General features: G+C 62.2%; 14 protein-coding genes and 2 pseudogenes. 9 read left to right on the top strand and 7 right to left on the bottom strand.

The window, feature by feature from the left end:
- Nucleotides 1-15 precede the first annotated feature (15 nt).
- From dapE to dapC, 4 genes are all read right to left on the bottom strand, one after another.
- Nucleotides 16-1,188: a succinyl-diaminopimelate desuccinylase gene (gene dapE, locus WJU18_RS16215; protein ID WP_423453876.1), complete on the bottom strand. Its 1,173-nt coding sequence runs from the start codon at nucleotides 1,186-1,188 to the stop codon at nucleotides 16-18.
- Nucleotides 1,189-1,245: 57 nt separating this feature from the next.
- A complete protein-coding gene (locus WJU18_RS16210) occupies nucleotides 1,246-2,442 on the bottom strand; it encodes a PilT/PilU family type 4a pilus ATPase (protein WP_423453875.1) in 1,197 nt (398 codons plus the stop codon).
- A gap of 228 nt (nucleotides 2,443-2,670) precedes the next feature.
- A complete protein-coding gene (gene dapD / locus WJU18_RS16205) occupies nucleotides 2,671-3,504 on the bottom strand; it encodes a 2,3,4,5-tetrahydropyridine-2,6-dicarboxylate N-succinyltransferase (protein WP_423453874.1) in 834 nt (277 codons plus the stop codon).
- A gap of 15 nt (nucleotides 3,505-3,519) precedes the next feature.
- Nucleotides 3,520-4,722, bottom strand: coding sequence for a succinyldiaminopimelate transaminase (gene dapC, locus WJU18_RS16200; protein ID WP_423453872.1), 1,203 nt, complete (start codon nucleotides 4,720-4,722; stop codon nucleotides 3,520-3,522).
- A 118-nt stretch (nucleotides 4,723-4,840) separates the two neighbouring features.
- Here dapC and WJU18_RS16195 point away from each other — a divergent pair, with 118 nt between their 5' ends.
- The 6 genes and pseudogenes from WJU18_RS16195 to def all read left to right on the top strand — a co-directional run bounded on the left by WJU18_RS16195 (nucleotide 4,841) and on the right by def (nucleotide 13,870).
- On the top strand, nucleotides 4,841-5,704 hold the full coding sequence (locus tag WJU18_RS16195; protein WP_423453870.1) for a ferritin-like domain-containing protein: 864 nt from the start codon (nucleotides 4,841-4,843) through the stop codon (nucleotides 5,702-5,704).
- 250 nt (nucleotides 5,705-5,954) lie between these two features.
- Nucleotides 5,955-9,473, top strand: coding sequence for a chromosome segregation protein SMC (gene smc, locus WJU18_RS16190; protein ID WP_423453869.1), 3,519 nt, complete (start codon nucleotides 5,955-5,957; stop codon nucleotides 9,471-9,473).
- Nucleotides 9,470-10,542: pseudogene (locus WJU18_RS16185) on the top strand (cell division protein FtsZ). Before smc ends, WJU18_RS16185 begins: the two are co-directional and overlap by 4 nt.
- 108 nt (nucleotides 10,543-10,650) lie before the next feature.
- On the top strand, nucleotides 10,651-12,738 hold the full coding sequence (gene ligA, locus WJU18_RS16180; protein ID WP_423453868.1) for an NAD-dependent DNA ligase LigA: 2,088 nt from the start codon (nucleotides 10,651-10,653) through the stop codon (nucleotides 12,736-12,738).
- A 208-nt stretch (nucleotides 12,739-12,946) separates the two neighbouring features.
- A complete protein-coding gene (locus WJU18_RS16175) occupies nucleotides 12,947-13,300 on the top strand; it encodes a hypothetical protein (protein WP_423453867.1) in 354 nt (117 codons plus the stop codon).
- A gap of 33 nt (nucleotides 13,301-13,333) precedes the next feature.
- Nucleotides 13,334-13,870: a peptide deformylase gene (gene def, locus WJU18_RS16170; protein ID WP_423453865.1), complete on the top strand. Its 537-nt coding sequence runs from the start codon at nucleotides 13,334-13,336 to the stop codon at nucleotides 13,868-13,870.
- A gap of 38 nt (nucleotides 13,871-13,908) precedes the next feature.
- On the opposite strand, the gene WJU18_RS16165 is transcribed toward def, so the two are convergent.
- A complete protein-coding gene (locus tag WJU18_RS16165; RefSeq protein WP_423453863.1) occupies nucleotides 13,909-14,529 on the bottom strand; it encodes a C40 family peptidase in 621 nt (206 codons plus the stop codon).
- 283 nt (nucleotides 14,530-14,812) lie between these two features.
- Here WJU18_RS16165 and WJU18_RS16160 point away from each other — a divergent pair, with 283 nt between their 5' ends.
- From WJU18_RS16160 to WJU18_RS16150, 3 genes are all read left to right on the top strand, one after another.
- Nucleotides 14,813-15,952: a PQQ-dependent sugar dehydrogenase gene (locus tag WJU18_RS16160; protein WP_423453861.1), complete on the top strand. Its 1,140-nt coding sequence runs from the start codon at nucleotides 14,813-14,815 to the stop codon at nucleotides 15,950-15,952.
- 26 nt (nucleotides 15,953-15,978) lie between these two features.
- The gene (locus WJU18_RS16155) at nucleotides 15,979-17,205 is read left to right on the top strand and encodes an MFS transporter (protein ID WP_423453859.1); all 1,227 of its coding nucleotides are present in this window, start codon (nucleotides 15,979-15,981) and stop codon (nucleotides 17,203-17,205) included.
- Nucleotides 17,206-17,327: 122 nt separating this feature from the next.
- Nucleotides 17,328-17,828 (top strand): HPP family protein, encoded by a 501-nt coding sequence (locus WJU18_RS16150; protein ID WP_423453858.1) that lies wholly within the window; start codon nucleotides 17,328-17,330, stop codon nucleotides 17,826-17,828.
- Nucleotides 17,829-17,847: 19 nt separating this feature from the next.
- Here WJU18_RS16150 and WJU18_RS16145 read toward each other — a convergent pair whose 3' ends face one another.
- Both WJU18_RS16145 and WJU18_RS16140 read right to left on the bottom strand, forming a co-directional pair.
- Entirely contained in the window at nucleotides 17,848-18,789 is a 942-nt protein-coding gene (locus WJU18_RS16145; RefSeq protein ID WP_423453856.1) for a pyridoxal-phosphate dependent enzyme, read from the bottom strand.
- Between the two features lie 172 nt (nucleotides 18,790-18,961).
- Nucleotides 18,962-20,010: pseudogene (locus tag WJU18_RS16140) on the bottom strand (extracellular solute-binding protein).
- Between the last annotated feature and the right edge of the window lie 20 nt (nucleotides 20,011-20,030).

Raw genomic sequence — 20,030 nt, 5'->3', positions numbered from 1 at the left:
CGTGGCAAGTGTGGCTCAAGACCTTGAAAGGTTTTCGAGCACGCGGCGGTAGATATTCTTCAGCGGTTCGATATCGGAGAGCTGGATATGCTCGTCGATCTTGTGGATGCTGGCGTTGGGCGGACCCAGTTCAATGACTTCGGGGCAAAGCGTGGCGATGAAACGGCCGTCGCTGGTGCCACCGGTGGTGGAAAGCTCGGTCTCCAGGCCGGTTTCAGCACGAATGGCCGCTTGAACCGCCTCTACCAGTGGCCCGGGCTGCGTGAGAAACGGCCGGCCGCCAAGCGTCCAAGCGAGATCATAGTCGAGGCCGTGCTTTTTCAAGACGGCTTCAAGGCGGGTTTGCAGCGATTCAGGCGTGGATTCCGTGCAGAAGCGGAAGTTGAAGTCCACCACCACAGTGCCTGGGATGATGTTGCTGGCGCCAGTTCCGCCGTGGATATTGCTCACTTGCCAGCTGGTCGGCGGAAAATAGGCATTGCCGCGATCCCACTCAATGGCCACTAGCTCGTCGAGCGCCGGAGCCAGTTGATGGATGGGGTTGCGAGCCAGGTGCGGATAGGCAATGTGGCCCTGGATGCCTTTTACAGTCAGCTTGCCGCTCATGGTGCCGCGGCGGCCGTTCTTGATCATGTCTCCGGTCTGCGTGACCGACGTGGGCTCTCCCACGATGCACCAGTCGAAGCCTTCGCCGCGCGCGCGCAACTGCTCAACCACCACGGTGGTGCCGTCGAGTGCAGGGCCTTCCTCGTCACTCGTGAGCAGCAGGCCGATGGCCAAGGGCGTATCGGGCTGGGCCGCAATGAACTCTTCCACCGCCACGACAAACGCGGCAATCGAGGTTTTCATGTCGCTCGCGCCACGGCCGTAGAGCTTGCCGTCGCGCTCGGTCGGCACGAAAGGATCGCTTGACCACTCATTCAGCGGGCCGGTGGGCACCACGTCGGTGTGTCCTGCGAAAACGAGGGTCCGCATGGATGAAGCTGAGGGGCTGGTGCTGGCCGGAAGCCTTTTGGCCCAGAGGTTGCGGACCCGAAACTCGGCAGGCCCGCTGTCGATCACCTCGCACGCAAAGCCCAGAGGCACCAGCCGCTCGCTCAGAAGATCGATGCAGCCGGAGTCCAGCGGTGTGACGGACGGGCGGGCAATCAGCGTTTCGGCCAGTGCGCGGGTAGGGGTATGAGACATGAATTTGGATATTTGTTGGCGATGCGCGCCCTGATTCTCGAAAAGCGGCTACACCGCCTACAACGATCCGAACTGGGACGTCGGGCGCGCGACAGGATGCACGTCCAGCGTGATGTCGGTGAACGTGGGTTCGTCGCTCGGGCGCTCATGCTCCTGCGTCTTGCCCACCGAACGGGTGGTGTCGTTCTGCAGCCGCCACATGAGGTTCGTGGGCGAATCAGCGTGGGCCAGGCCTTCCTTGCGGTCGATACGGCCTTCGAGAATCAGGCGTGCCAGATCCTGCTCGAAGGTCTGGGAGCCTTCGGCCATGGAGTTGATCATGGCCTCTTTCACACCGGAGAAATCGCCTTTCTCGATCAGGTCGGCCACCAGCTTGGTGTTGAGCAGAATTTCCACCGCCGGAACCCGGGCGCCTTCCACTGTGCGGATCAGCCGCTGGGACACAATCGATTTGAGCGCCGCCGCCAGATCGCCCAGCAGCGTGGGCCGCACCTCGACGGGGTAGAAACTGAGCACCCGGTTAAGTGCCTGATAGCTGTTGTTGGCGTGCAAGGTCGCCAGGCACAGATGACCGGATTGCGCGTAGGCGATGGCCGCGGACATGGTCTCGCGGTCGCGGATCTCGCCGATCATGATCACATCGGGGGCCTGGCGCAGCGCGTTTTTCAGCGCCACATGCAAGGCTGCCGTGTCGCTGCCCACCTCGCGCTGGTTGATCAGCGATTTGTGGTTGGAAAACACGAATTCCACCGGATCCTCGATGGTCAGGATATGGCCGCTGGCGTTCTGGTTGCGATGGTCCAGCATGGAGGCCAGGGTGGTCGACTTGCCCGCGCCAGTAGCACCCACCATGAGGATGAGGCCGCGCTTTTCCATGACCAACTGGCTCAGGATGCCCGGCAGATGGAGAGAATCCAGCGCTGGAATCTCCGGGCTGATGAAGCGCACGACCGCCGCGTAGGTGCCGCGCTGGCGCATCGCCGAAAGCCGGAAGTTGCCCAGGCCATGAATGGGAATGGCCATGTTGAGCTCGCCCGTTTCCTTCAACTCCTCGATGCGGTTGGGCGGCACCACGTCCATCAGCAGGTTCATCACCGCTTCGGGCGGCAGCACCCGGTTGTTGATGGGCAGATGCTCACCATTGATCTTGATCGTGGCCGGCGCGTGCGCCGATAGATAGACATCGGATGCTTTCTTCTCGGCCATCAGATGAAGAATGCGTTCCATCATCGTGGCGGGCTGAGACGGCTGCATGAGAGGCATCCTTTGTAAATTGATTTGTCGACGTATCTACTTCAGGCGGTAGTAGCGGCATTAAAAGGTGCGCGAACGTTTCCTCTGTCATTCCCGCGCGGGCGGGAATCCAGTGCAGCCTTTCCACCGCCCCCTGGATTCCCGCCTGCGCGGGAATGACGAGAGAAACGACCAAGGTTTCACGGCACCCCCTAAAACTGCTCCTGCTACTAGCGTTGCCTCGCGAGCTTAATCGCGAAGAAGGTCGTTCAAGCTCGTCTTCGAGCGCGTTTGCGCATCCACAGTCTTGACGATGATGGCGGCGTAAGAGCTGTAGGCGGTGCCGTTGGCGGTTTTCTTGGGCAGGTTGCCGCTGATGACCACGCTGCCTGCGGGCACGCGGCCATAGCTGATCTCGCCGGTTTCGCGGTTGAAGATCGGGGTGCTCTGGCCCAGGTACACGCCCATGCCCAGCACCGAGTTCTCTTCGACGATCACGCCTTCAACCACTTCCGAGCGGGCGCCGATGAAGCAGTTGTCCTCGATGATGGTCGGGTTGGCTTGCAGCGGCTCCAGCACGCCGCCAAGGCCCACGCCGCCGGAGAGGTGCACGTTCTTGCCCACTTGGGCGCACGAGCCCACGGTGGCCCAGGTGTCCACCATGGTGCCTTCGCCCACATAGGCGCCGATGTTGACGTAGCTCGGCATCAGGATGGCGCCAGGGGCCACGAAGCTGCCGCGCCGTGCCACCGCTGGGGGCACCACGCGCACGCCGGCGGCTTTCATCTCTTCGCCGTCAAGGTGGGAGAACTTGGTTTTCACCTTGTCGAAGAAGCCCAGTTCACCGGCCTTCATGATTTCGTTGTCGTATAGGCGGAAGGACAGCAGCACGGCTTTCTTGAGCCATTGGTGCACCGTCCATTGGCCCACGCCCTGGCGCGTGGCCACGCGCACACGGCCGCCGTTCAGGTCTGCGATCACATGCTCGACGGCATCGGACACTTCCTTGGGGCAGGCGGCGGGAGACAGGTTGGCACGGTTTTCCCATGCGTCTTCGATGATCTTCTGCAATTGTTCGCTCATGATTTTTCAGGCTTTTCAGGTATTGGAAGTGATGAACTTGGCGATGCGCTCCGCTGCCTCGACGCATTCGGCCGTTTCGGCCACGAGGGCCATGCGAACGCGCCCGCGGCCGGGGTTGATGCCGTCTGCCTCGCGAGCCAGGTAGCTTCCGGGCAGAACAGTCACATTGTATTGAGCCAACAGCTCGCTGGCGAAACGAGCGTCGTCTTCCCAGGCCGGCGGCACGCCTGCCCAGAGATAGAAGCCGGCGTCGGGCAGGCGCACGTCCATGACCTTTTCAAGGATGGGGGTGGCGAGGGCAAATTTCTCCTGGTACAGGCGCCGGTTCTCCACCACGTGTGCCTCATCGTTCCACGCCGCGATGCTGGCGGTCTGCACCACCGGGCTCATGGCGCTGCCGTGGTAGGTGCGGTAGAGCAGGAAGGGCTTGATCAGGGCGGCATCGCCCGCCACGAATCCCGAGCGCATGCCCGGCACGTTGCTGCGCTTGGACAGGCTCGTGAGCAGAATCAGGTTCTTGAAATCGCGGCGTCCCAGCTTTTGCGCCGCTTCCAAGCCACCCAGCGGAGCTTCTTCGCGGAAGTAGATCTCGCTATAGCACTCATCCGATGCGATCACGAAACCATACCGGTCGGAAAGCTCGAACAGCGCCTTCCACTCTTCCAGGGGCATGACCGCGCCAGTGGGATTGCCGGGAGAGCACACGAACACCAGTTGCGTGCGGGCCCATACTTCTTCGGGCACCTGATCCCAGCGCGGCGCGAAGTTGCGTGCCGGATCGCTGGCCACATAGTGCGGCGTGGCGCCAGCCAGGAGCGCTGCGCCTTCATATATCTGATAGAACGGATTAGGGCAGACCACCACGGCGCCAGGGCGGGATGCGTCGACCACCGTTTGCGCCATGGCAAACAAGGCCTCCCGCGAACCCAGCACGGGCAGTACCTGGGTGGCCGGATCCACCGTCACGCCATAGCGCCGCGACAGCCATCCCGCGCAGGCTTCTCTCAGCTGAGGGTCGCCCGCGGTGGGCGGATATCCGGCAAGACCTGTGTCGAGCGAGGCCGCCAGTGCTTGCTTGATGAAATCCGGCGTGGCATGGCGGGGCTCGCCGATGCCGAGGCTGATGGGGCGGTAGGCGGCGTTGGGCGTGACGCCGGCAAACAGCAGGCGCAACCGCTCGAAGGGGTAGGGCTGGAGCTTGGAGAGCAGGGGGTTCATAGGGTGATTATCGGTCCCCTTGACGGTATCTTTGGCCGCGCGCGTTCCTTTGCTCCTTGTGTCGGCCATGCGCTTGCGTGTCCTGCAATTTTTCAGGGAAGTCCATAGAATGGTTTGCATGCAGAACGTTTCTGTTTCCAGAGGGCACGCTGCACCTGTCGAATTGGCCGAGCATTCCCTGCGCTGGCGCGTTCAGGAGATCGATTACGCCAGCATCGACCACGATCAGGTGCGAGACGACGAAAATTTGTTTTACCTGCTGGTTGGGGCTTCTTTCATAGAAACCGGCTCCGACACATACACACGCAATCTGGTGGCGCACTATGCCGGCTACCCCGAGGTGGCTGAATGGCTGGCCCACCATTGGGAGCCGGAAGAACTGCAGCACGGCGCCGCGCTCAAGCGCTACGTTCAGACCGTGTGGCCGGCCTTCGATTGGGAGCCCGCGTACGCGAATTTCTTCGAAGAATACGGGCGTTTATGCCAGGTAGAGGAGCTGCAGCCCGACCGGCGCCTGGAGATGGTGGCTCGCTGCGTGGTGGAAACGGGCACTACTGCGTATTACCAGACGCTGGGCGAGCTCGCGCGCGAGCCCGTACTGCGTGATCTGCTGGAGCGTATCCGCACCGACGAGGTGCAGCATTACAAGCATTTCCTGGGCTATTTCAGGCAGTTGCACGGGGAGCATCCCGTCAGCCGGGCGAGCATCGCCCGTGTGCTCTATGCCCGTTTGCAGGAGTTGCGCGACAGTGATTCCGATGTGGCTTTGCGCCATGTCTGGGCGTTCCGGGGCCGGATGTTTCCCGAGGGCGCGTGTGATTTCGATGAAATCAGCAAGAGAATGTATAGATTGGTCAGCACACGTTTACCGGCCGACCAAGCCATTCGCATGCTGCTCAAGCCCATGTCGCTGCCGCACCACCTGGAAAGAATCGTGCAAAAACCGCTTTCAAAGCTGGCATTAAGGGTCATGGGCCCTTAGAGCGTATTCACAGCCTCCTCGCGGGTCCGTTGCGCTCGAAACTGTGAATACGCCCTAAAGTAAATCCAAGGTGTGCAAATTTCCGCACTTTCAGGCCGACTTCAAACGCATTGAGTACGCTGTGGTCCCTCGGACGGGCCGGATAAGGCACCATAATTGGTAGTTTCGCGCCGGTCATGGCATTGCGCTCGTATTGGGCACGATCCGCCAGATTCGGCACTGATACGCCTTATCAGAGAATCGGCTTTCCGTGCGTCTCAACTCGATCAAGCTTTCCGGCTTTAAATCTTTCGCCGAACCCACCAATTTCATGCTGCCCGGCCAGCTGGTCGGTGTGGTCGGTCCCAACGGCTGCGGCAAATCCAACATCATGGATGCCGTGCGCTGGGTGCTGGGCGAATCCAAGGCCAGCGAACTGCGCGGTGAGTCGATGCAGGACGTTATCTTCAACGGCACCACCACCCGCAAGCAGGCCAGCCGGTCGTCGGTGGAGCTGGTTTTTGACAACTCCGATCACCGCGCGGGTGGCCAGTGGTCTCAGTTCACGGAGATTGCGGTCAAGCGCGTGCTTACCCGCGACGGCAACAGCAGCTATTTCATCAATAACCAGTCCGTGCGCCGCCGCGACGTGCAGGACGTTTTCCTCGGCACCGGCCTCGGCCCGCGCGCCTACGCCATCATCGGCCAGGGCACCATCAGCCGCATCATCGAATCGCGCCCGGAAGAGCTGCGCTTGTTCCTGGAAGAGGCCGCCGGCGTCAGCAAATACAAGGAACGCCGGCGCGAAACCGAGAACCGCCTGTCCGACACGCGCGAAAACCTCACGCGGGTGGAAGACATCCTGCGCGAGCTCAACAACAACCTGGAGCGGCTGGAAAAGCAGGCCGAGGTGGCCAAGCAGTACCAAGGCCTGCAGGCCGCCGCGGCGCTCAAGCAGAATCAGCTCTGGTTTCTCAAGCGCAGCGAGGCCGACGACGGCCAGGCCCGGCTGAAAGCCGACACCGAAAAAGCCGTCAACGATCTCGAATCCCGCGTGGCGGACCTGCGCCACGTCGAGGCCGATCTCGAAACCATCCGCCAGGCGCACTATGCCGCCGGCGACCATGTGAACCAGGCCCAGGGCCTGCTGTACGAGGCCAGTGCCGAGGTGGGCCGACTGGAGGCCGAGATCCGTTTCGTGGTCGAGGGGCGCCAGCGCGCCGAAACCCGCCTCGTGCAACTGAAGGAGCAGGTGGGCCAATGGTTCACCCGCAAGGCCGAGGCCGAGGCCGAGATCGAAACGCTGGCTGAGCAGGCCGTGGAGGCCGAGGACAAGGCCATCACCCTGGCCGCCCAGGTGGAAGAGCAGCAGCAGGCGCTGCCCGATCTCGAAGACGCGCTGCGCCAGGCTCAAGGCAAAGCCACCGAGCAGCGCAGCGCCGTGGGGCAAGTGCAGCAACAGATCCAGGTGCTGGCCGCCGATCAGCGCCACATCGAAGAGCAGTCACGTCAGCTCCAGACGCGGCGCGAGCGCCTGGCCGCCGATCGCAATGCGCTGGCGGCGCCCGATGAACAACGGCTGCTCAACCTGCAGACACAGCTTGCAAGCGCTCAGGAGGCCGCTGAAATCACCGAGGCGCGCCTGCATGAGTTGCAGGAAAGCGTGCCGCAGCTCGACGACGACCGGCGTACCCGCCAGCAGGCCGTGAATGCCGAAAGTGCCAAACAGGCCGATCTGTCGGCTCGGCTGGAAGCGCTCAAGGCGCTGCAGGAGAAAGTCCGTACCGACGGCAAACTCAAACCCTGGCTCGCCAAGCACGGGCTCGATGGACTCGCGGGCCTCTGGAGCCGCATCCACATTGAAACCGGCTGGGAAAACGCACTGGAAGCCGCATTGCGCGAGCGCATGGCCGCGCTCGAAGTCAGCCGGCTCGACATGGTGCGGGCCTTTGCCGGCGATGCGCCGCCCGCGAAACTGGCTTTCTACAGCCCTCCCCAGGCGTCCCTGCCGGAAAAAGCCAGCCCGCTTCCACGCCTGGCGAACCTGCTGCGCCTCAACGACGCGGGGCTCCAGGCGCTGCTGGCTGACTGGCTGGCCGGCTGCTACACGGCGGACAACCTCGAAGATGCCCTGGCTTCGCGTGGCCAATTGCAGGCCGGCGAAATGATCTACGTGCAGTCTGGCCATGCCGTCAGTGCGCATGGGGTGAATTTCTACGCACCGGATTCCGAGCAGGCCGGCCTGCTGGCCCGGGCGCAGGAAATCGAAAACCTGGAGAAGCAGCAGCGTGCCCAGGCTTTCATCAGCGAAGACGCGCGAAACGCGCTCATCAAGGCCGAGGCGGCCTACAGCGATGCCTCACAGCGCCTGGCCACCACCCGGCGCGAAGCGGCCGAAGCTCAGCAGCGCGCGCACGAGCTGCAGGTGGAGACTCTTCGCCTCTCGCAATTGGCCGAACAGACCCGCGCACGCAGCGATCAGATCGCCGGCGACCTGGCCGAAATCGACGCCCAGCTGGAAGAGGTGCAAGAGCGCCGCGTGACCGCGGAGGCCCGTTTTGAAGAGCTGGATATGCAACTGGCGGACAGCCAGGAGCGCCATGCGCAGCTTGACGAGCGTGTGATGGAGGCGGAACGCCGCTTGAGCGAAGCGCGCGAGCAGCAGCGCAGCCTCGAGCGGCAGGCCCAGGAATCAACCTTCGCCCAGCGCAGCCTGGAAGCGCGCCGCGGCGAACTGGCCCGGGCCATCGATACCGCCACCAGCCAGGCCGCCGCCATTGATGCCGAGCAAAGCCGTGCCCAGGAGGAACTCACTCGCCTGACAGACGCTTCCGCCCAGGCAGGCCTGCAAGCAGCCCTCTCGTTGAAGATGGAGCGAGAGCAGGCTCTGGGCACCAAACGCAGTACCTACGACGATTTGACTGCCAAGCTGCGGGCGAGCGACGAGCGCCGCCTGACCCTGGAGCGCGAACTGGATCCGCTGCGCCAGCGCATCACTGACCTGCAACTGAAAGAGCAGGCGGCCCGCCTGGGTACGGAGCAGTACACCCAGCTTCTGGCCGATGCCCAGGCTGATCTGGCTGCCGTGGAGCAGTCCATCAAGGAAGGCAATGTGAAACTCAGCGGCCTGCAGAGCGAAATCGATCGCCTGCACCGCGAAATCCAGGCTCTGGGTGCCGTGAACCTGGCCGCGCTTGAAGAGCTGACCACCGCGCGCGAGCGTAAGCAATTCCTTGATGCCCAGTCGGCCGACCTGACCGACGCCATGACCACGCTCGAAGACGCCATCCGGAAGATCGACGGCGAAACACGGGATCTGCTGGGCAATACCTTCAACACCGTGAACGAGCATTTCGGGCGCATGTTCCCCGAGCTGTTCGGCGGCGGCAATGCCAAACTGATCATGACGGGCGAGGAGATCCTCGACTCGGGGGTGCAGGTCATGGCGCAGCCGCCGGGCAAGAAAAACCAGACCATTCACTTGCTCTCGGGCGGTGAAAAGGCGCTGACGGCCATTGCGCTGGTGTTCGCCATCTTCCAGCTCAACCCTGCGCCGTTCTGCCTGCTGGACGAGGTGGATGCGCCGTTGGATGACGCCAACACCGAGCGTTATGCCAAGCTGGTTTCAAAGATGAGCGGGCAGGGCACGCAGTTCCTGTTCATCAGCCACAACAAGATCGCCATGGAAATGGCGGAGCAGCTCATCGGCGTGACCATGCAGGAGCAGGGCGTTTCGCGGATCGTGGCAGTGGATATGGAAAGTGCCATGGGCATGGCGGAGGCCGTATGAGTGCGTTGCAAGTGGGCTTGGCCGTGACCGGAGGCCTGATTCTTGGTGGCGTCATTGCCTACAACACCTGGACGTCACGCCGCAACACACCGCGGCAAGCGCTGCCGGAAGCCCGGCCATTGGCTGACGAAGAACGGACCGAGCCTGGCGGCGAGCCGAGCATGGCCGTGCCTGAGCGCGTGGAACCTGCCTTCGATCCCAGCGGCGCGCTCCCCCGCTCGGGCCCTTGCCTACGCCGGAGAAGCGCCCCCGCCTGGACGCGCTGATCGATGTGATCACCCCCATCGCGCTCGACGGGCGGGTGGTCTCGGGAGACGCCGCGCTGGCCGCGCTGCCGCATACACGCCGCGTGGGCAGCAAGCCTTTCGCGGTGGAAGGCCAGAACGAGCAAAGCCGTGAATGGGAGTTTCCCGTCGCTGGCCAGCGTTACACCGCCCTGCAGGCTGGTGTGCAATTGGCCAACCGTACCGGAGCGCTTAACGAGATCGAGTACTCGGAGTACGTCATGAAGGCGCAGGCTTTTGCTGACGCCGTGGGCGGCGCGCCTGATTTTCCCGAGATGCTGCATGAGGTGGCGCGCGGCCGCGAGCTGGATCAGTTCGCGGGCGGGCATGACGCCCAACTGGGTTTCATGCTGCGCGCGCGCGGCGCGGCCTGGAGCCCGGGCTTCGTGCAGCAGCAGGCAGCCAAGCTGGGCTTCGTGGCTGGCGTCATCCCAGGGCGCATGGTGCTGCCCTCAGGTGAGCCGGGGCTTCCTTCCGTGTTGGGCTTGAGCTTCGATCCGCAGGCAGCACTTTCGGAAGATCCTACGCAGTCGGCGGTCAAGGAGGTCGCGCTCAGCCTGGATGTGCCGCAGGTGCACCGCAACGAGCAACCTTTCGTGCGTCTGCGTGATGCTGCCTTTGCTCTTGCCGAGGCGATGGATGGCGTCATCACCGACGATGCAGGCTATCCTCTGCGTCCCGAAATGATCGAGACCATTGGCAACGATCTGCAGCAACTCTACGATACGCTCGACGCACACGATCTGGCCGCAGGATCCCCGCAGGCGCGGCGCCTGTTCAGCTGAGAATAAGCCGTCTCCGCAGGGCATGCACGTAGGGTGTGCACGAAGTGCGCACGCGGGGTTGCACGCGTTGCGCGCACACCCGGCCTGGCTTTTATTTTTTAAGGTGTCATGAACCCACAAACCGAGGCGGAACATCTGCGCGCTGCGCTGAATCATGCCGCTCATCAGTATTACACCCTGGACGCGCCGGAAATTCCCGATGCGGAGTATGACAAGCTGTTCCAGCGGCTCCAGGCGATCGAGGCCGAGCATCCCGAACTGATCACACCTGATTCACCCACGCAACGCGTGGGCGGCACCGTACTGGCGGGCTTCACGCCCGTCCGCCACCGCGTGCCCATGCTCAGCATCCGTACGGAAACCGACACTACCGCAGGTGGCGCGCAAGCCTTCGATGCACGCATCCGCCGGGAGCTGAAGCTGGCTCAAGAGGAGCCGCCCGTGGCCTACGTGGCCGAACCCAAGTTCGACGGCCTGGCTATCAACCTGCGTTATGAGCAGGGCGTGCTGGTGCAGGCCGCCACGCGCGGCGACGGCGAAATGGGTGAAGATGTCACCCAGAACATCCGCACCATCGGGCAGATTCCCCTGCGGTTGCGCGCCACGGATTCCGAAACCGGGGAAGGCGGTGGTTTTTCCATTCCTCCCGTCCTCGAAGTACGCGGCGAGGTCTATATGCGCCGCGACGATTTCGAAGCGCTGAACGACCGCCAGCGCGAGAAAATGGCCGCAGGCGACAAGAGCGCCAAAACCTATATCAACCCGCGCAACACGGCCGCGGGTGCCGTGCGCCAGCTCGATTCCGCCATCACCAGGCAACGCCCTTTGAGCTTTTTCGCTTATGGCCTCGGCGAGATCACGCCGGCCGAAGAGGGCGGCCCGGACTTCGCCACCCATTGGCAGATGCTGCAAGCCCTTGGCGCCTGGGGCTTTCCCGTTTCCAGTCTGGTCGCGCAAGCGCAAGGAGCGGAAGAACTCGTCGCCTATCACCAGAAGATCGCCGCGGAGCGCGACAACCTGCCTTTTGACATCGATGGCGTGGTTTACAAGGTGGACAGCCTTGAGTTGCAGCGGCGGCTGGGCTTTGTCAGCCGCGAGCCGCGCTGGGCCGTGGCGCACAAGTATCCGGCTCAGGAGCAGCTCACCACCGTGCAAACGATTGATGTGCAGGTAGGCCGCACCGGAAAGCTCACGCCGGTGGCCAAGCTGGCGCCGGTATTCGTGGGTGGCGTGACGGTCACTAATGCCACCCTGCACAACGAACTGGAGGCGCGCCGCAAGGATGTGCGTGTGGGTGACACGGTAATCGTGCGCCGTGCGGGCGATGTGATCCCGGAGATCGTGGCGGTATTGCCCGAAAAGCGCGTGCCCGGCGCCGGCGAGTTCACCATGCCCGCCACTTGCCCGGTATGCGGAAGCGATGTGGTGCGAGAAGAGGGCGAGGCCGACCACCGGTGTACGGGAGGGCTTTTCTGTGCTGCGCAGCGCAAGGAGGCCATGCTGCACTTTGCCAGCCGCCGCGCCATGGATGTCGAAGGCCTGGGCGACAAACTGGTCGAGCAACTGGTGGATTCCGGCGTCGTCAAGACCCTGCCTGATCTGTACAAGCTGGGCCTCTCGTCGCTCGTCGCGTTGGACCGGATGGCTCAGAAATCAGCGCAGAACGTCGTGGATGCGCTGAATAAGTCCAGGCAAACCACGCTCGCCCGCTTTCTGTTTGCCCTGGGAATCCGCCACGTGGGAGAAACGACCGCGAAGGATCTGGCGCGCCATTTCGGCAATCTGGATGCCATCATGGGCGCGAGCGCCGAGCATTTGCTGCAAGTGCCCGACGTGGGCCCCGTAGTAGCGCAGAGCCTCCGCACCTTCTTCGATCAGCCTCACAACCGCGAGGTGGTGGAACAATTGCGCGCGGCAGGGATCGAATGGAAGGAAGGCGAGCCTTCACCTGCTGCGCTGCTGCCATTGGCGGGCAAGACCTTCGTGCTCACTGGCACATTCCCCACGCTGAGCCGCGAGCAAGCCAAGGAAATGCTGGAAGCCGCGGGCGCCAAGGTGGCGGGTAGCGTGAGCAAGAAAACCCACTATGTCGTGGCTGGCGCGGAAGCAGGCAGCAAGCTGGACAAGGCCCGGGAACTGGGCCTGAATATCCTGGACGAAGCGGGCATGTTGGCGCTGCTGGACAATCAGCCCTAAGAACAGGCTCTAAAACCTATTGCGCTGCACGGAGATACGTGCAGCGCCCGGGTGGCCCGTTCACCGCGCCCATCTTTACATGCCGGTGACACGTTAGTGGTCGCCGGCGTCACGGACTGGCGCGTTTTTAGTTTAGAACACGTTCTTGGACTCAGATGGAGCGCGTGAGGCAGCGGGCTCTCAATGAAACATTGGAAGGAGCTTTTTCATGACCATCCATATTCCTCCCAAATGGATGCAATGGCGGCGGCTGGCTGCCTTGGCGGTCGCTGGCGGCACCATGTTCCTCGCCGGCTGCGCGGTGGTGCCGGCCGATCCCTATTACGTGGGCACTCCAGTGGCCTACCCAGCCGGTTATTACCAGTCGTACGGTGCTCCGTACTATGCGCCGGCGCCGGTGTATGTGACTCCGCCGGTTTCGATCGGCATCTGGGGTAATTTCGGCGGTGGGCACCGTTGGCACGGCGGCGGCCATAGGGGCGGCGGGCATCATGGCGGCCCGCGCCCCGGCGGCGGACGGGCCTGGGGTGGCGCCTGGGGGCACGGCGGCGGCCGAAGATGACAGAGGCCATCGGTTTCTAGGATGATCGGGGGTATGGCTATTCACCCCATCCTGAAAATGGGCGATCCGCGCCTTCTGCGCATCGCCAAACCGGTCGAAAATTTCGATAGCGACGAGTTGCACCTGCTGGTGCGCGACATGTTCGAGACCATGCATGCCGCCGATGGCGCTGGTCTTGCGGCGCCGCAGATCGGTGTCGATTTGCAACTCGTGATTTTTGGCACCGACATCGTCAACCCTCGCTATCCAGAAGCCCCTCCGGTTCCCCGGACGGTGCTGTGCAATCCCGTCATCGAACCGCTCTCAGCGGAAGAGGAAGACGGTTGGGAGGGATGCCTCTCGGTTCCTGGTTTCAGGGGCGTGGTGCCCAGATGGCGAAAAATCCGGTACACCGGGTTCGATCCGTACGGCGATCCGATCGAGCGCATAGCTGAGGATTTTCATGCCCGCGTGGTCCAGCATGAGTGTGACCACCTGATTGGCAAGCTTTATCCCATGCGCGTACGGGATTTCAGCCGGTTCGGCTTCACCGAGGTGCTGTTTCCAGGATTGGATGTGGCCGACGACTGATCGAACCTGAGACTTTGAGCAGATCTCGGAGCGTGTTCTTAGATTCCGCTGCCCATACCTGGCACTGAATCGATGGGCGCTGGAGCGGAAGGCTGCGAAAGGCTTCCGCCCAGACGCACGCTTCGCGGAGCCAGGGAGTCGCGCGTGGTCACGCTGCTCGAACTACTGGTAGTGTTGGTTGTGCCAGGGTTATGGGCTGTTTTGGTTGTCTGCTCGGATCCGTTTTCCATCAGCACGCGCCGGGCGCCGTTGAAGCGCTTTTGCCAGTAACTGATCTGCATGCTTTCGACCCGCACATGAGAACCGGTGCGCGGTGCATGAATGAATTTGCCGTCGCCCAGGTAAATGCCCACATGGCTGTATGCGCGACGCATGGTATTGAAAAACACCAGATCACCAGGCTGCAGTTCGGTCTTGTCGATCCGGGTGGTGGCGGCAGCTTGCTCTTCAGCGCGGCGGGGGAGAATCAGGCCCATGGTTTCCTGATACATGGCGCGCACGAAGCCGCTGCAGTCAAAACCCGTTTCAGCGGAGTTACCGCCCCTGCGGTATGGAACCCCCAGTGAATCCATGGCATTGACCACCAGATCCGCAGCGCGGTCGGTGGCTTGCTGAATGGTGTCGCCGAGCTTCGAGATCAGGCCCTTCTGGAGCAGCAATTTGTCTATTTCATCTTGTCCCGGGGCGGCGTGGGCGGCGCCCATCCCAGCGAGGAGGACAATAGCGGCAAATAGCGTGCTCTTGCTCATGCGTATGAGAATCTTTGCGACGGGATCACCGGCAGCGCGACTGCCTGAAAATCCCGTTATGTCGTTGGATGAAACAACGGCTTCCGATGCTTGGGCCCAAGGAAGCCGCCGCGCAACACTTCGAAACCACTTTTGTGCCCGGTGGCGAGCAGCCCGCGTAGTGTAGGACAACTTCCCGTGTAATTTTCCTTATATGCGAACTTATTTGTCAGTTAATTTGTCGTTTTATGTATGTGCGGCGCTCCTGGCCGCCTCTTTTGGTGCATGTGCGCAGGGCAGCGTGAAAGTGGAAACCGTGGCCGAGGGATTGGAAAATCCCTGGGCGGTGGCTTTCCTGCCAGAAGGGCGTTTTCTGGTGACCGAGCGGCCTGGCCGTTTGCGCGTGGTTGAAGCCAATGGGCAGTTGCAAGCGCCGGTGCATGGCTTGCCAGACATCGCCGCGGGCGGGCAGGGCGGCTTGCTGGATGTGGTGGCCGATTCTGATTTTGTGAAGAACCGCACCATTTACTTTTGCTTTTCAGAACCAGGCCCAGGCAATACCAACAGCACGGCATTGGCCAGGGCACAGCTTACAAATGACCATAAGCATTTGAAAGATCTGAAAATCATCTTCAGGCAAAAACCCAAGATCAGCAGCAAGTTACATTTTGGCTGCCGTATCGTGGAGCGGCAGGTAGATGGCAAGCCTGATGGCACTCTATTCCTGACTCTGGGTGAGCGTTTCTCTCAAAAGGAAGAGGCGCAGAAACTGGACAACCATCTCGGGAAAATCGTGCGCGTAGGCAAGGATGGCGCGATACCCCAGGACAATCCATTCATTGGCCGCCACGGCGCACAACCGGAAATCTGGAGCTATGGACACCGGAACAGCCAAGGCGCTGCGCTGGCGCCCGACGGAGCGTTCTGGATGATCGAGCACGGTCCCCAGGGAGGTGATGAAATCAATCTGCCGCAACCCGGCAAGAACTATGGCTGGCCAGTGATCACCTATGGCGAGAATTACGGCGGCGGGCCGATTGGTGAGGGGCTGACCGAGAAAGCCGGCATGGAGCAGCCGCTGCATCATTGGACGCCTTCGATTGCGCCCTCCGGCATGGCTTTCCTGACCAGCGACCGCTATGGCCCGGAATGGAAGGGCAGCCTCTTCGTGGGATCCCTGAAATTCCAATACCTCGACCGCATCGCGCTGAAGGACGGTAAGGTGGCGGCCGAACAGCAACTGCTCAAGGAGGCAGGCCAGCGCGTCCGCGATGTGCGCCAGGGGCCCGATGGCCTGCTTTACATCGTGACCGATAACTCAAGAGGAAAGCTGATGAGGGTGCTTCCGTTCTGAGAGCGTGTTGACGATCTCCAGAAAAAATGTCCTCATCGCATTCAACTCACCATCTTTCTGTTCCCTTGCTCTGGCTGATGGCCATCGCCACAGGCCTTGCGGTCTCGGGTAACTACTACGCGCAGCCATTGCTGCCCACCATCGCGGCGGCATTCGGAACTTCCGAGACCGCGGCAGCCAACATCGTGACCACCGCGCAGTTGAGCTACGGTGCGGGGTTGCTCCTGCTCGTCCCCATCGCCGACTTGCGCGAGCGGAAAAGCCTCATCGTGGTCCTCATGCTGCTGGCCGCCGCTGGCCTGGCGCTGAGCGCCACGGCGTCCACATTGCCACTGCTGCTGGCGGGAACCGCCATCACCGGCTTCTGCTCGGTCGTCGCCCAGGTATTGGTGCCGTTCGCCGCCACGTTGGCGGCACCAGAGCAGCGTGGCCGTGCGGTAGGAACGGTCATGAGCGGTTTGCTGCTGGGCATTCTCCTGGCGCGTACCGTGGCCGGGGGGATTTCCTCCTTGTTCGATTGGCGCGCGGTGTACGCGGTGGCCGCCGTCGCGATGGTGGCCTGCGCTTTGGCCTTGGGATACTCGTTGCCTCGCTACCGAGAGGATGCCGGGCTGCGGTATGGCGCCTTGCTGAAGTCAGTCATCGAGTTGTTCGTGGAAGAGCCGGTATTGCGCGTTCGGGCATCGCTTGGTGTCATTTCTTTTGCTTTGTTCAGCCTGTTCTGGACGCCTCTGGCATTTCTGCTGTCGGCACCTCCCTACGGATACTCGGATGCGGTGATCGGCCTTTTCGGCCTGGCGGGTGCGGCAGGCGCATTGGCTGCCACCTGGGCGGGGCGCCTGGCCGACAAAGGCAAGGGCGTCACCGGCACCTGGATGGGGCTGGCGGGGTTGCTCCTGTCCTGGCTGCCGCTGGGCTTTGCCCAGACTTCGCTGGTAGCGCTGCTGATCGGCGTTCTGCTGCTCGATCTGGCCGTGCAACTGGTGCATGTGAGCAACCAGAACGCCATCTATGCGCTGCGCCCGCAGGCGCGCAACCGCCTCAACGCCGGCTACATGACCTGCTATTTTCTGGGAGGTGCTGGCGGTTCGCTATTGGCGGCTTTCCTTTACTCGCATACGGGATGGCTTGGCATCGTCGCGGCGGCAGTCTGCTTGGCGGCCGCCGGCATTCTTCTGGGCATGGTGGGCTTGCGCGGCGGCGGCCGGCGTTCCAATCACCCAATGCTTCAGGCGGGCCCTGGCGAAAAGTAAAGGGGAGGAGCGGGGCTATTTCCGCGTCATTGCTTCAAGGCGGCCGGCACAGAAGGAGCTTGCGGCAAAGGCCGGTATACTGCCCGGCCTTTGTGATCCATGCCATGCCAAGAGGATAGTTCGTGCCGATTCGCCGTTTACTGGTTTCCGATGCTCCGCCTGCGCCACCGTTTAAATTCGTTTTGCTGTCGTCCTTGGGTGCTTTGATTGCCATTGCGATCACCGGGTGGTTGAGCGTTGTGTCGGAGATCCCCTGGTTGATGGCGCCTTTTGGGGCAAGCTGCGTGCTGGCATTTGGAGTGCCCGATTCGCCATTGGCGCAACCGCGGGCCATTGTGGGCGGGCATCTCATTGCCACCGCGATCGGTTTGGTCATGGTGACCCTGTTTGGCGCCAGTTGGCTCGCGTGCGCATTCGCTGTGGCGCTGGCATTGGGCGTGATGCAGATTACCCGGACCGTTCACGCGCCGGCTGGGGGCAACCCGCTGATCGTGATGGCTGCCCATGCCCCCGTGAGTTATCTGGTTTCCCCCGTTCTGGCCGGATCGCTGGTGATCGTTTTCACCGCATGGGTCGTCAACAATTTGCGCAGCCCTCGCAGCTATCCTCATTATTGGATCTGAACACGCGATGAAAAACACGCTATGAAAGCGTGTTCAACGGCTCCGCCATATTCGCTTTCCACTGCCGCAGCAGATCCACGCTTGCAGTGACGCCGCCGCATACGACCATCAGCACATTGTCAAAACCCTGCAAGGCCTCTGCCTTGTCGTAGGCCAGTGCCAGGCTGGCGCCGCACGCCGGCTCCACCAGGATGCGATGATCATCCAGAAAGCGCTCGCAGGCCTGCACAGCGGCCAGGTCGCTGACGACCACTGGGTGCACTGGGCGCTGGCCGGCCAACAGGAAAGCCTGTTCGCAAACCTGTTTGGCGCCCAACGAGGTGGCAATGCTGGTGATGGCATCAAGCGTCATGCGCCCATTGGCGGCGATGGAACGGGCGAAGGCATCGGCCCCCACTGTTTCCGCCGTGATGACCGGCATATCGTTCCAGCCATTGCGGCGCAGGCCTTCGGCCACGCCACAGAACAGGCCGCCGCCACCCACGGACAGCACCACGGCATCCGGCTTGGCGCCTGTGCTGGCGACCTCATCAATCAATGAGGCATGGCCTTGCCAGAGCAGCGGATCGTCGAAGGGGTGCACGAAGGCATCCTCATCGCCCAGCATCGATTGGGCCAGCGCATTGGCCTCATTCCATGTCGCGCCATGCACGACGAGTTCGGCGCCTTGTTGGCGAATCAGCCCGCGTGCCCGCTCCGTCGTGCTCTCGGGGACCACTACCACGACGGGGACGGAGAGATGGCGGCCCGCATACGCTGCCGCAATTCCGGCATTGCCGCCAGACGATGAAATGAAGCGGCGCTTGCCTTGGCGAACATGGAATTCACAAGCCAGGCCAATGCCCCGGATCTTGAAGGAACCTGGGGGTTGCAGGGCCTCCAGCTTGAGCCAGATTCGGCGGCCGGTAGCCTGGCTCAGTGGTTCGGACTCAATGAGAGGAGTTTCGATATGCAGGGGCATGCGATTGGTCGGCAAGGATGCGCAATGAGGTAGCTTGGCCCAAAAGCTTGTTGGGAGCAAGGGAGCAACGGTGCGGCGAGCGTATGCCCGAAAAAAAGCAGGGCCATGGAAATGGCGCCTGCTTTTTGCACCACCCGTTTCAAAAGTGGCGGAATAGGTCAAGAAAAACGGCTTACTTGAATCCGACCCGATCCAGCATTTGCTGGACCTTGACCTGATTGGCCCCCACGGCGCTGATCGGAATGGTCTCGCTCTTGAACGGCTTGCCGGCAGTCATTGCCTTGAGCGCCGGGTTGTCAAATTTCACGCCGACGGCCACGGGCCATTCATTGTTGCCGTTGGCAAAATGGTTTTGAGCATCCGGGCTGGCAAGGTATTCCAGGAATTTCACGGCACCGGGCACGTTCTTCGAATGACGCGCCACTGCGCCCCCAGCCACGTTCACATGGGTACCCCAGCTGGACTGGTTGGGGAACACTACGCCCACGCGCTCCGTCACGGCTCGGTCTTCAGGTGAACCCGATCTCATCAGGCGCGCAAGGTAATAACTGTTGGTCACGGCCACACCGCATTCGCCCGAAGCGACGCCCTTGATCTGGTCCGTATCGCCCCCTTCGGAGCACGTGCCATGTTGGCAACCATGCCCTTGAGCCAGTTTTCGGTTTTCTCGGGGCCCATGTGCTCCAGCACGGCGCCGAACAGGCTCAGGTTGTAGGGGTGCGAGCCTGAGCGGATGCACAGACGGCCTTTGTTGACGGGGTCTGCCAATTTTTCGTAGCTGTCCACGTCTTCACGCTTGACCTTGGTCTTGTCATACACGATCACGCGTGCGCGTGTGGAAAAACCAAACCAGGGCGTGCCGTCGGCCACGGGCGTGGCGCGGAGGGAAGCGGGAATGGCGGCGTCCAGGGCGGCGGATTTCACCGGCAGGAACAGTCCATCCTGCTCACCGCGCCACAGCCTGGCGGCATCCACCAGCAGGATCACGTCGGCAGGGGAGGCTGCGCCCTCGGCCTTCAGACGGGCGATGATCCCGGCGTCGTCGGCGTCCACGCGGTTGATCTTGATGCCGGTGGCCTTGGTGAAGTCGGCGTACAGCTTCTCATCAGATGAGTAGTGGCGTGCCGAGTACAGATTGATGGCCTGTTCCTGTGCCTGAGCGGCACCGGTCCACAGAACCGCCACGGCCGCAACGGTCATGAGCGCCAATCGTTTTTTCATGCTGATGAGTTCCTTCAAGG

It is taken from the genome of Ottowia sp. VDI28, from assembly GCF_049532675.1.
Classification (GTDB): Bacteria; Pseudomonadota; Gammaproteobacteria; order Burkholderiales; family Burkholderiaceae_C; genus Ottowia.
The sequence above is the reverse complement of the archived record's forward strand: the minus strand, read 5'-3'. Positions and strand labels throughout refer to the sequence as shown.